Below are 11,092 nucleotides of genomic sequence, written 5' to 3'. Positions count from 1 at the left end.
CTGACCGGGCGGTCGGCCACCCGGGTGCCGGAGCCCTGCCGTGCGGTGAGCCAGCCCTCCGCGACCAGGTCGGCGTAGGCCTCGGCGACCGTGTTGCGGGCGACGCCCAGGTCGGCGGCGAGGCTGCGGGAGGAGGGCAGCCGGGTGCCGGGAGCCAGCCGGCCGGTGCGGACCGCCTCGCGCAGGGCGCCGGTCAGGCCCCGGCGCACCCCCGGTCCCGTCGGCTCCAGATGCAGGTCGACACCCAAAGTGGCCCATGATTTCGCCATGGAAATGGACCATACCCCTGGGCTGCCTCGCTTCTAGGGTCGAGGACATGACCACACAGGAGACCACCGAGTACGCGCCCGAGCGGCCCGCCCGGCTGCGCTGGGCCCAGCACGCGCCCGAGGTCTACAAGGCGATGCTCCGCCTCGAGACCGCCGCCAGGCAGGGCCTGGACCCCAGGTTGTACGAGCTGGTGAAGATCCGGGCCTCGCAGATCAACCACTGTGCCTTCTGCCTGGACATGCACACCAAGGACGCGCTCGCGGCCGGGGAGAGCGTGGAGCGGGTCGTCCAGCTGAGCGCCTGGGAGGAGTCGAAGCACTTCTACACGGAGAAGGAGCTCGCGGCGATCGAGCTGACCGAGGCGGTCACCGTCCTGACCGACGGATTCGTGCCCGACGAGGTGTACGACCACGCGGCCAAGCACTTCGAGGAGGCCGAGCTGGCCCAGCTGATCGCCGCGATCACCGTGATCAACGCGTGGAACCGGTTCGGCGTGACCACCCGGATGGCGCCGGGCCACTACACGCCGGGGCAGCACGAGTGAGCCGTACGCAGGTCCTCGACCGCGCCGTCGGGCAGGCCATGTCGGCACTCAGCGCGGCGGCGAAGCGGGGACTCGGGGATCCCGCCCTCGCCGAACTCGTCGTCATCCGGGCCTCACAGCTCAACCACTGCGCCTTCTGCCTGGACATGCACCTCACCATCGCCCGCGACCACGGGGTGAGCGAGAAGCAGCTGGATCTGCTGGCCGCGTGGGAGGAGGCCGGGGACGTCTTCGACGAGCGGGAGCGGGCCGCGCTGGCGCTGACGGAGGCGATCACCGTGCTGACGGAGGGCTTCGTACCCGATGAGGTGTACGACCGCGCGGCCGAGCACTTCGACGAGGGCCGGCTCGCCCATCTCGTCGGCCTGGTCGTCGCCATCAACAACTGGAACCGGGTGATGGTCAGCCGCCGGATCCCGCCGGGAGGGTACACGCCATGAGCAAAGCCGATGTCTTCCGCGCCCTGCACCGCGGCCGCCTCCCCGGCGACCCGCTCGTGCTGCCGGGACCGTGGGACGCGGTGAGTGCGCGGGCGCTGGAGGCGGCCGGGTTCCCGGCTCTCGCCACGCCCAGCGCGGGGATCGCGGCCGCGCTCGGGTACGAGGACGGGGCGACCCCGGCCGACGAGATGTTCGCCGCGGTGGCGCGCGTCTGCCGGGCGGTGGACGTGCCCGTGTCGGCCGACGTCGAGGGAGGGTACGGGCTGGCGCCGACGGAGCTGGTGGAGCGGCTGCTGGAGGCCGGTGCCGTCGGCTGCAACCTGGAGGACTCGCACCGGGGCGTCCTCAAGGACCCGCGCGAGCACGCCGACTGGCTGGCCCAGGTGCGGTCCGCGGCCGGTGACCGGCTGTTCGTCAACGCCCGTGTCGACACCTTCGCGTACGGCGACGGCGATCCCGCACGCGCCATCGAGCGGGCCGCGTTGTACGTCGCCGCGGGCGCCGACTGCGTCTATCCGATCGGCGCCCCGACGAACCTGCTGCCCCTGCTGCGGTCCGGGATCCAGGGCCCGATCAACGTGAACGCCAAACTGGAGGGCGGCCCCGAGCCCTCCGAACTCGGCGAACTCGGGGCCACGCGCGTCACCTTCGGGCCGACCCTGCAGCGCTGGGCGGCGCTGGCGTTGAAGGGGATGACGGACGAGCTGAGGAAACGCTGGTGATCAGGACAGCCACGCCTGCCACGTGGACGCGTGGCCGTCCACCCACTTCTTCGCCGCCTGCTCGGGCGACAGCTTCTGGTCGGCGATCATCAGCGAGACCTCGTTCTGGTCCTCGGTCGTCCACCTGAACTTCTTCAGGAAGGCGGCCGCCTTGCCGCCCTTCTTCGCGAAGCCGGCGTTGAGGTACTTCTGCAGCGGGGTGTGCGGATAGGCGCAGGCGACCTTCGCCGGGTCCGCGTCGCAGCCCTCCTTGTACGGCGGCAGCTTCACCTCGGTCATGGGGACCTTCTTGAACAGCCACTGCGGGGCGTACCAGTACGTCAGGAAGGGCTTCTTCTCCTTGGCGAACTGTTTCATCTGCGTGATCTGGGCGGCCTCCGAACCGGCGAACACCACCTGGTAGTTCAGCTTCAGGTTCTTCACCAGCGCCTTGTCGTTGGTGACGTACGACGGCGAGCCGTCCATCAGCTGGCCCTTGCCGCCGCTCTCCGCGGTGCGGAAGAGGGAGGCGTACTTGTTGAGGTTCTTCCAGTTCGTGATGTCCGGGTGCTGCTTGGCCAGGTAGGTCGGCACGAACCAGCCGATGTGCCCGGTCACCCCGAGGCCGCCGCCGCGCGCGATCGTCTTCTTGTCGTCGACGTACCGCTTCTCCTGGTCGGGGTGGCCCCAGTCCTCCAGGATCGCGTCGACGCGGCCCTGGCTGAGCGCGTCCCAGGCGGGTACCTCGTCGACCTGCACGGTGTCGACGCGGTAGCCGAGCTTGTGCTCCAGCAGGTACTGGGCGACGGCGACGTTGGCCTGCGCGCCGACCCAGGACTGCACGGAGAGGGTCACGCTCCTGGTGCCCCCCGCGTTGGCGAAGGGCGAGGCCTGCTTGGTCATGTCGGCGGCGCCGCAGCCGGTGAGGAGGGCCAGGGAAGCGGCTGAAGAAACGATCAGCGCTGTGCGTTTGCCCAGTGCCATGTCACACACCACCCTTCGCGCGGCGCTGCGTCGGCTGGGTCACCCGGTCGAGCATCAGCCCCAGGCACACGATCGCCGCACCGGCCACCAGACCCGTCGCCAGATCGCCCTGTGCGAGGCCGAACACGACGTCGTAGCCGAGCGCGCCGCCGCCGACCAGGCCGCCGATGATGACGACGGCGAGGACGAGCACCACGCCCTGGTTGACGGCGAGCAGCAACGCGGGCCGCGCCAGCGGGAGTTGGACCTGGCGCAGCTGCTGGGCTGGGGTCGCGCCGAGGGAGCGGGCCGACTCCAGGGCCGCCGGATCGACCTGGCGCAGCCCCTGAGTGGTGATCCGGACGACGGCGGGCAGGGCGTAGACCACGGCCGCCGCGACGGCGGGCGCGCGGCCGACGCCGAACAGGGCCACCACCGGGATCAGGTACACGAACTGCGGCATCGTCTGGAAGACGTCCAGGACGGGCCTGAGCAGGCGTTCGAAGCGGTCGCTGCGGGCCGCCGCGATGCCCGTCGCGAAACCGAGGACGAGGGTGACGGCGACGGCGGCCAGGACCTGGGAGAGCGTGTCGAGGGAGGGCTTCCACACGCCGAGCACGCCGATCGCGGCCATGGCGAGGACCGCGGTGAGCGCGGTGCGCCAGGTGCCGATCAGCCAGGCCAGGGCGGCGACCAGGAGCAGCACGGACCACCAGGGCAGCCACTGCAGACCGCCGCGGACCGGGTCCAGGACCCAGGTGGTGAAGTGGCCCGCCCAGTCGGCGGTGCCGCCGACGACCGGGACGCCCGAGTAGAGGTGGGCGGTCATCCAGTCGACGGCGCTGTTGACCGGGTCGGCGATGTTCAGGGTCCAGGACTCGGGCCAGTCGAGGCGCCCGGCGAGACGTCCGGCGAGCGCCACGGCGACGGCGCCGGCGGCCGCGTACAGCCAGGGACGCACGCCCGCCGGCTCCTCGCCGGCGTTCTCACCGGCTGCGCAAGTGACCCGGTCCAGGACGACGGCCAGCAGCACGATCGGGATGCCGGCCGCGAGGGCGGCGCCCACGTCGACGGAGGCCAGGGCCTGGTAGACGCGGTCACCGAGGCCGGCGGCGCCGATGACGGACGCGATGACCGCCATCGACAGGGCCATCATGATCGTCTGGTTGAGGCCGAGGAGGAGTTCCTTGCGGGCCAGCGGGATGCGCGCGGTCAGCAGCCGCTGGCGAGCGGTGGCGCCGAGCGAGTCGACGGCTTCGAGGACCTCCTTGTCGGCGCCGCGCAGGCCGAGGGAGGTGAGGCGGGCCATCGGCGGGGCGGCGTAGACGACGGTGGCCAGGACGGCGGCGGGAACGCCGATGCCGAAGACCAGGACGACCGGGAGGAGGTAGGCGAAGGCCGGCAGCACCTGCATGGTGTCCAGGACCGGGCGCAGGACGCGGTCGAGGCGGTCGGAGAGACCGGCGGCGAGGCCCAGGAGGACGCCGACGGCCACCGACGCGAGGACGGCGACCACCATTAGGGCGAGCGTCTGCATCGTGGGGATCCACATGCCGAGCAGCCCGCAGGCGAGGAACGCGACGGCCGTGCCGAGCGCCAGCCGGAGACCGGCGACCCGCCAGGCGACGAGGGCGCCGACGGCCGTCACCCCGGCCCAGCCCGCGGCGAGGAGCACCAGGTAGACGGCGCGTACGGAGAGGACGACCGCGTTGCTGACGTAGCCGAAGCCGTAGAGGAACAGCGGGTGGCTGTCGCGGTTGTCGATGATCCAGTTGCTGGCGCCGGTGAGCGGCTTGGACAGGTCGATCGTGAGGGCGGCGGGCCAACTGCCGCTCGCCCACTGCGCGTTGGCGAGCGGGACGAGGACCGCGGCGGCGAGGGCGAGCAGCAGGAGTTTGCGGACGGCCCGGTGCTTGAGGAAGCCCGCGGACAGCGGGACGGGCGCGGTGAGGGTGGCCATCAGGCCGCCTCCTTCCGCGGCTCGGTTCCGGCGACCACACCGAGGAGCCTCTCGTGGTCGACGACGCCCAGACAGCGGCCGTTGTCGACCACACAGGCCGGCCTGCCGCTCGTGGCGACGACCTTGATGGCGTCGGCGACGAGCTCGTCCGGGGCGAGCGCGCCCGGGTGCTCCGGGCCCTCGCAGCGGCCGGGCCGCATGGCCGTACGGACGGTCATCACCTGCTCCCGCGACACGTCCCGGACGAACTCCCGGACGTAGTCGTCCGCGGGGCTGCCCACGATCTCCTCCGGGGTGCCCAGCTGGACCACCCGGCCGTCGCGCATCAGCGCGATGCGGTCGCCGAGCTTCAACGCCTCGCTCAGGTCGTGCGTGATGAAGACCATCGTGCGGCCCTCCTCGCGGTGCAGGCGCACGACCTCCTCCTGCATGTCACGCCGGATGAGGGGGTCGAGGGCGCTGAAGGGCTCGTCGAACAGCAGGACCTCCGGGTCGACGGCCAACGCCCGGGCCAGGCCCACCCGTTGGCGCTGACCGCCGGAGAGCTGGCCGGGGCGGCGCTGTTCCATGCCCTCCAGGCCGACCTTGGCGACGACCTGCTGGGCGCGCGCCCGGCGCTCCGCCTTGCCGACGCCCTGGATCTCCAGGCCGTAGGCGACGTTGTCGAGGACGGTGCGGTGCGGGAGGAGGCCGAAGTGCTGGAAGACCATGGCGGCCCGGTGCCGGCGCAGTTCGCGCAGCCGGGACCTGTCCATGGCGCGGACGTCCTCGCCGTCGATGGCGATCGTGCCGGCCGTCGGCTCGATGAGACGGGTGAGGCAGCGGACGAGCGTGGACTTCCCGGAGCCCGAAAGGCCCATCACCACGAAGACCTCGCCCTTGCGGACGTCGAAGGAGACGTTGCGGACGGCGGCCGTGCAGCCGGTGCGGGCCCGGAGTTCGGAGGGCGCCAGCGCGGACAGCTCGGCGTCGCCGGGGACGCTGTCCGCCTTCGGGCCGAACACCTTCCACAGGTTGTCGACGGAGAAGACGGGCTTGTCGATGGCCGTGCTCATCGCGCACCACCTCCGATCAGGTCGACGGCCCTCTCACCGACCATGAGCACCCCGATCATCGGGTTCACGGCGGTCATCGTCGGGAAGACCGAGGCGTCCGCGATCCGGATGCCCTGCAGGCCGCGGATCCGCAGCTCGGGGTCGACCACGGCGAGTTCGTCGTCCGTCGCGCCCATCCTGCAGGTGCCGGCGGGGTGGTAGACGGTGTGCGCGACCTTGCGGGCGTACTCGCTCAGCTCCTCGTCGCCGGTCACCTCCGGCCCCGGGCACACCTCGCGCTTGAGCCAGCCCGCCAGCGGTTCGGTGCTCGCGATCTCGCGGGCGACGCGGATGCCGTCGACGAGGGTGCGGGCGTCGTAGTCGTCCTCGTCGGTGAAGTAGCGGAAGTCGAGGGCCGGTTTGACCGACGGGTCCGCGCTCGTCAGGTACAGACGGCCGCGGCTCCTCGGCTTGGGGATGTTGGGCGTCATCGAGACGCCGTACGCGGGGCGTTCGTAGCCCAGCCGCTCCGGGTTGTCCGTGAAGGGGATCTGGTAGAAGTGGAACATCAGGTCCGGGCCCGGGTGTTCGGGGTCGCGGCGCACGAACAGGCCGGCGTCGCTGTCCATCGCGGAGTTGTCCGGGATGGGGCCGTTCGTCTCCCAGACGATCACCGACTCCGGGTGGTCGAGGAGGTTCTCGCCGACGCCGGGCAGGTCGTGCACGACCGGGATGCCGAGGGCTTCGAGGTCCGCGCGCGGGCCGATGCCGGAGTGCAGCAGCAGCCGCGGGGAGTCGACGGCCCCGGCGCACAGGACGACCTCGTCGCGAGCCCGTACGAGGATCTCCTCGCCGTCCTTGGTGCGGACGTGCACGCCTTCCGCGCGCGTGCCGTCGAACCGGAGCCGGTACGCCCAGGTCTCCAGCAGGATCGTCAGGTTGGGCCGCTCGTCCATCACCGGGTGGAGGTACGCGACCGACGCGCTGGAGCGCTTGTTGGTCTCGGGGTGGTAGGCCAGGTCGAAGAAGCCGACGCCGTCGTCGAACGGCTTGTTGTTGAAGCCCTCGACGCGGGGGACGTCCAGCGCCTTGTGGGCGGCGTCGACGAAGTCGCGGGCGATGGCGTTCCGGTCCTTCTCGTCGACCGGGACGATGTTGTTCTTCAGGCGCGCGAAGTACGCCTCCATCGGCACCGCGCCCCAGCCCTTGGCGCCGGCCGCCTCCCACTCGTCCCAGTCGGAGGGCAGTGGCTTGAAGGCGATCAGCGTGTTGTGGGAGGAACAGCCGCCGAGGACACGGGCTCGGCTGTGCCTGATGTGCGAATTCCCGCGTGACTGCTCGGTGGTGGGGTAGTCGTAGTCGAGTTCGCCGCCGAGCAGGCCCATCCAGCGGCGCAGCGTCAGGACGTCCTCTCGGCCGACGTCGCTGGGGCCGCCCTCGATGACGGCGACGGTGACGTCGGGGTTCTCGGTGAGGCGGGAGGCTATGACGGAGCCGGCGGTTCCGCCGCCGATGACGACGTAGTCGTAGAGATGGGGGGTCTCGGGCATGAGGGGGTTGCTCCAAGGTGCGGGGACGTACGTACGGGAGTCGGGGGCTTCGTACGGGAGTGGGGGCGTACGGAGGTCGATGTGTCGTACGGAAGTCGGGGGGACGGGTACGGAAGTCGTGGGACGGGTACGGGAGTCGGGGCTCAGCCCGCGAACCAGCGCACCGGCTTCGGCGCCAGGTTCTGGTACACGTGCTTGGTCTCGCGGTACTCGGCGAGGCCGGCCGGCCCCAGCTCGCGGCCGACGCCGCTCTTGCCGAAGCCGCCCCACTCCGCCTGCGGGAGATAGGGGTGGAAGTCGTTGATCCAGACGGTGCCGTGCCGCAGCCGGCCGGCGACCCGGCGGGCACGGCCCGCGTCGGAGGTCCAGACGGCGCCGGCGAGGCCGTACTCGGTGTCGTTGGCGAGGGCGACGGCCTCGTCCTCCGTGCGGAAGGTCTCCACCGTCAGCACCGGTCCGAAGACCTCCTCGCGGACGACCTTCATCCGGCGGTGGCACTGGTCGAGGACGGTCGGCTCGTAGAAGTACCCGGAGGCGGGACGCTCCGGCGCCGGTACGGGCCGACGGCCGCCCGAGCGCAGCACCGCGCCCTCCTCCAGCGCCGAGGCGACGTACGCCTCGACCTTGGCGCGCTGCTGCTCGGAGACGAGGGGGCCGCATTCGACGCCGTCCTCGGTGCCGCGGCCGAGGCGTATCCGGGCGGCGCGGCGGGCGAGTTCGGCGACGAAGCGCTCGCGCAGCGACTCCTCGACGATGAGGCGGGCGCCGGCCGAGCAGACCTGGCCGCTGTGGATGAACGCGGCGTTGAGGGCCTGGTCGACGGCGGTGTCGAAGCCCTCCTCGGTGGCGCAGGCGTCGGCGAAGACGACGTTGGGGTTCTTGCCGCCGAGTTCGAGCGCGACCTTCTTCACGGTCGGGGCGGCCGCCTGGGCGACCTTGGTGCCGCTGACCAGGCCGCCGGTGAAGGAGACCAGGTCCACGTCCGGGTGCTCGGCGAGCCGGGCGCCCACGGAGTGGCCGGGGCCGGTGACGACACCGGCGACGCCCGCGGGCAGACCGGCCTCGGTGAGCAGGTCGATGAGGGCGACGGTGGTGAGCGGGGTGATCTCGCTGGGCTTGACGACGAAGGTGTTGCCGGCCGCGAGGGCCGGGGCGATCTTCCAACTGGCCTGGAGGAGGGGGTAGTTCCAGGGGGTGATCAGGGCGCAGACGCCGACCGGTTCGTGCACGACGACGCTGTGGACGTCGGGCGAGCCCGCGTCGACGACCCGGCCCGGCGCCTCACCGGCGACCAGGTCGGCGAAGTAGCGGAAGGCGTCGGCGACACAGTCGATGTCGACCCGGCCCTCCTCCACCGTCTTGCCCGCGTCCTGGCTCTCCAGCCGGCCGAGGCGTTCGCGGTCGCGTACGAGAAGATCGGCGACGCGGCGCAGCAGCGCGGCGCGTTCGGCCACGGGGGTGCGGGGCCAGTCGCCGTGGTCGAAGGCCTCCCGGGCGGCCGCGACCGCAAGGTCCGTGTCCTTTTCGTCACCCTCCGCGACCAGGGCGAAGGGCTGCCCGTCCGCGGGGTCGAGGATCTCTCGCGTGGCGCCGGAGACGGCTTCTCGCCATTCTCCCGCCACGTGGATGGTCGCCTGCGCGTCGAGTTCCGGTGCTTGCGCCCTGTCCGCCATGTTCGGTACTGCCTTCCGTTCCTGTTCAGCTCCCGTGAGTCACACCGGTGTCACCCACCGGGACCGTGAGCGCCTGCCCTCCGCCCCTGATTGCATGCGCAATCCATGGCCGAAAGTGCGCTGTGTCACTGAACATGCGGGCAAATAGGGCAAACCGTAGGCTGAGCCGTGACGCGCACCACGGAGGTGAGGTCATGCACGGCAGGGCTCTGGTGTGGACGGCGGCGAGCGTGGCCCTCGCCCTCACCCCGGCCGCACTCGCCGCGGCGGACGACGGCGACGGGCTCTCCGCACAGCAGCTGGCCCAGCAGGCGAAGAAGAACCTCCTCGACGCCACGTCCGTCCATCTGAAGCTGACGGACCGCGGGGCGGGGGTGACTCACAGCAGGACCCAGCCGACGTCGATGGACCTCGCCCTGGACCGGGACGGCAACTGTGCCGGGACCCTGCGGATGGGCGGTCACGGTGGCAGCGTCGAACTGGTCAAGCGGGGCCGGGAGGTGTGGATGAAGCCGGACACCGCGTTCTGGAAGGCGCAGGTGCCGGGGCCGCAGGGTGACGCGGTCGCCCAGCTCTTCAAGGGCCGCTACATCCACGGCACGACGAAGGACGCCATGCTCAAGGGCCTGTCGGACACCTGCGATCTGTCCGCCTTCCAGCGGCAGGTCGACACCGGGTCGTCGTCGGGCGGCAAGTCCCTGACGAAGGGCGCCGAGACGACCGTCGACGGCATGAAGGTGATTCCGCTGAAGGGCACGGAGGGCGGGCAACGGTCGGTTCTGTACGTCACTTCGGGCGCGCCGCACCGGCTGGTCGAGGCCACGCTGAAGGGCGGCCGCACCGACACCACGCTGGCCTTCTCGGACTACGACAAGCCGGTGCCCTCCGCCACACCGTCGCCGGACCAGTCGGTGGACATCGGCAAGCTGCGGCAGCGGTTGCAGAGCACCTGATTCAGTCGGTGCCCGGGTCGGGGTCGCAGGTGCTGTTCGGTGGGCAGAACCAGTCCAACGCGGTGGTGAGCTTGGCGAGTTCGTCGTCGCGGCCGTCGGAGTCGGGGCCGTAGGAGGCGATGGCGTAGATGTTGCCGTCCTGGGCGACGAAGCGTTCGTCGTAGACGTGCCAGGTGCCGACGTCGGGCTCGCCCTTGATGGTGCCAGCGAGGTACTCCAGCCGGGAGCCGGTGAACTGCCCGTCGTCCAGGGTCTGCAGGCCGAGCTTCTTGAAGCCGGCGGGCTTGGGGGTCTGGTCGGACAGGTACAGGTCGAAGGAGGCCTGCGGGGACTCCTCCTGCACCTGGTAGACCTGCAGCCGGTGCGTGCTGTCGGCGCTGCGGTAGTTGACCACGTCGATCCCGAACAGCGAGGGCGCGGTGGTGCGGGTCCAGCCCTCGGGTACGGCGATCCGGAACCCCTCCTCGTCGTCGCGCAGTTCGTATCCCGCGGGCGGTGCGGAGGGCGAGGGCGAGGATGTCGTGGTGTCCTCGACGAGCGGTGACGGCGACCGGGTGGGCGACTCGCTCGCCGTCGTGGACGACCCGGCGGCGACGGGCTCCTTGTGTCCGCCGCCGCTCCTCCCCACGAGCAGGGTCACCACGAGACTGACCGCGACCCCGACTACGGCGGCCCCGACCACCACGGACCACACGAGCCGCCGACTGAGCCCACCACCGCCCGCGCCCTGCTGCTCCGGGGGCGTCCACGAAGCCCCGGAACCCCACTCGGGCACAGTCCCCCACGAACCCGCAGGGGACCACTCGGAAGGACCGGACCCACGGCCCGCATCCACGACAGTCCCCCCAGCTCCGGCCCCGGGTCCATGCCAGCCGCTCCCGGCCCCCGTACCGGGCCAGCCACCGGGCAGGGGCGGAGCGACGGGAGGCGGCGGTTGAGAGCCGACAGCCCCCGCAGCCCCGGCGTCAGGGGTGCTCTCCACTTCCGAGCCACCGACGTCGGCC

11 protein-coding genes are annotated in these 11,092 nt (G+C 71.5%); 4 read left to right on the top strand and 7 right to left on the bottom strand.

The genetic code is table 11. The features are described 5' to 3' along the window. The coding region (locus GRC12_RS35605) for a GntR family transcriptional regulator (RefSeq protein ID WP_208784137.1) at positions 1–269 on the bottom strand (269 nt) is incomplete at its 3' end. Between the two features lie 47 nt (positions 270–316). Here GRC12_RS35605 and GRC12_RS35600 point away from each other — a divergent pair. Genes GRC12_RS35600 through GRC12_RS35590 form a run of 3 tightly spaced genes read left to right on the top strand, consistent with a single transcriptional unit; the run spans position 317 to position 1,976 of the window. Further along, entirely contained in the window at positions 317–814 is a 498-nt protein-coding gene (locus GRC12_RS35600; RefSeq protein ID WP_208784135.1) for a carboxymuconolactone decarboxylase family protein, read from the top strand. Beyond that, complete coding sequence (locus GRC12_RS35595; RefSeq protein ID WP_308286711.1) at positions 811–1,254, top strand: carboxymuconolactone decarboxylase family protein; 444 nt, start codon at positions 811–813, stop codon at positions 1,252–1,254. Before GRC12_RS35600 ends, GRC12_RS35595 begins: the two co-directional genes overlap by 4 nt. Further along, the gene (locus tag GRC12_RS35590) at positions 1,251–1,976 is read left to right on the top strand and encodes an isocitrate lyase/PEP mutase family protein (RefSeq protein WP_208784133.1); all 726 of its coding nucleotides are present in this window, start codon (positions 1,251–1,253) and stop codon (positions 1,974–1,976) included. Before GRC12_RS35595 ends, GRC12_RS35590 begins: the two co-directional genes overlap by 4 nt. On the opposite strand, the gene GRC12_RS35585 is transcribed toward GRC12_RS35590, so the two are convergent. The 5 genes from GRC12_RS35585 to GRC12_RS35565 all read right to left on the bottom strand — a co-directional run bounded on the left by GRC12_RS35585 (position 1,977) and on the right by GRC12_RS35565 (position 9,135). Then, positions 1,977–2,939 carry an ABC transporter substrate-binding protein gene (locus GRC12_RS35585; protein ID WP_208784131.1) on the bottom strand — a complete coding sequence of 321 codons (963 nt, stop codon included), beginning with the start codon at positions 2,937–2,939 and terminating at the stop codon, positions 1,977–1,979. A gap of 1 nt (position 2,940) precedes the next feature. After that, positions 2,941–4,878 (bottom strand): ABC transporter permease, encoded by a 1,938-nt coding sequence (locus GRC12_RS35580; RefSeq protein ID WP_208784129.1) that lies wholly within the window; start codon positions 4,876–4,878, stop codon positions 2,941–2,943. Beyond that, positions 4,878–5,933 (bottom strand): quaternary amine ABC transporter ATP-binding protein, encoded by a 1,056-nt coding sequence (locus GRC12_RS35575; protein WP_208784127.1) that lies wholly within the window; start codon positions 5,931–5,933, stop codon positions 4,878–4,880. The genes GRC12_RS35580 and GRC12_RS35575 overlap by 1 nt, the downstream gene beginning before the upstream one ends. Further along, positions 5,930–7,462, bottom strand: coding sequence for a GMC family oxidoreductase (locus GRC12_RS35570; protein ID WP_208784125.1), 1,533 nt, complete (start codon positions 7,460–7,462; stop codon positions 5,930–5,932). Before GRC12_RS35570 ends, GRC12_RS35575 begins: the two co-directional genes overlap by 4 nt. A 143-nt stretch (positions 7,463–7,605) precedes the next feature. After that, positions 7,606–9,135, bottom strand: a complete 1,530-nt coding sequence (locus tag GRC12_RS35565; protein WP_208784123.1) for an aldehyde dehydrogenase family protein — start codon at positions 9,133–9,135, stop codon at positions 7,606–7,608. A gap of 194 nt (positions 9,136–9,329) precedes the next feature. Between GRC12_RS35565 and GRC12_RS35560 the strand changes: the two genes are divergently transcribed. Next, a complete protein-coding gene (locus tag GRC12_RS35560; RefSeq protein WP_208784121.1) occupies positions 9,330–10,088 on the top strand; it encodes a hypothetical protein in 759 nt (252 codons plus the stop codon). A gap of 1 nt (position 10,089) precedes the next feature. Here the strand turns inward: GRC12_RS35560 and GRC12_RS35555 are convergent, their stop codons facing one another. Beyond that, positions 10,090–10,728, bottom strand: coding sequence for a hypothetical protein (locus tag GRC12_RS35555; protein WP_308286710.1), 639 nt, complete (start codon positions 10,726–10,728; stop codon positions 10,090–10,092). Positions 10,729–11,092: the final 364 nt, after the last annotated feature.

It is taken from the genome of Streptomyces griseorubiginosus, assembly GCF_017614965.1.
Classification (GTDB): domain Bacteria; phylum Actinomycetota; class Actinomycetes; order Streptomycetales; family Streptomycetaceae; genus Streptomyces; species Streptomyces griseorubiginosus_B.
This window is presented reverse-complemented; position numbering and strand designations above follow the sequence as displayed.

Excerpts from the sequence above, each read along its gene's own strand:
- GRC12_RS35590 (WP_208784133.1), top strand. The coding sequence starts at position 1,251 with ATGAGCAAAGCCGATGTCTTCCGCGCCCTGCACCGCGGCCGCCTCCCC.
- GRC12_RS35585 (WP_208784131.1), bottom strand. The coding sequence starts at position 2,939 with ATGGCACTGGGCAAACGCACAGCGCTGATCGTTTCTTCAGCCGCTTCC.
- GRC12_RS35570 (WP_208784125.1), bottom strand. The coding sequence starts at position 7,462 with ATGCCCGAGACCCCCCATCTCTACGACTACGTCGTCATCGGCGGCGGA.
- GRC12_RS35575 (WP_208784127.1), bottom strand. The coding sequence starts at position 5,933 with ATGAGCACGGCCATCGACAAGCCCGTCTTCTCCGTCGACAACCTGTGG.
- GRC12_RS35580 (WP_208784129.1), bottom strand. The coding sequence starts at position 4,878 with ATGGCCACCCTCACCGCGCCCGTCCCGCTGTCCGCGGGCTTCCTCAAG.
- GRC12_RS35560 (WP_208784121.1), top strand. The coding sequence starts at position 9,330 with ATGCACGGCAGGGCTCTGGTGTGGACGGCGGCGAGCGTGGCCCTCGCC.
- GRC12_RS35565 (WP_208784123.1), bottom strand. The coding sequence starts at position 9,135 with ATGGCGGACAGGGCGCAAGCACCGGAACTCGACGCGCAGGCGACCATC.
- GRC12_RS35600 (WP_208784135.1), top strand. The coding sequence starts at position 317 with ATGACCACACAGGAGACCACCGAGTACGCGCCCGAGCGGCCCGCCCGG.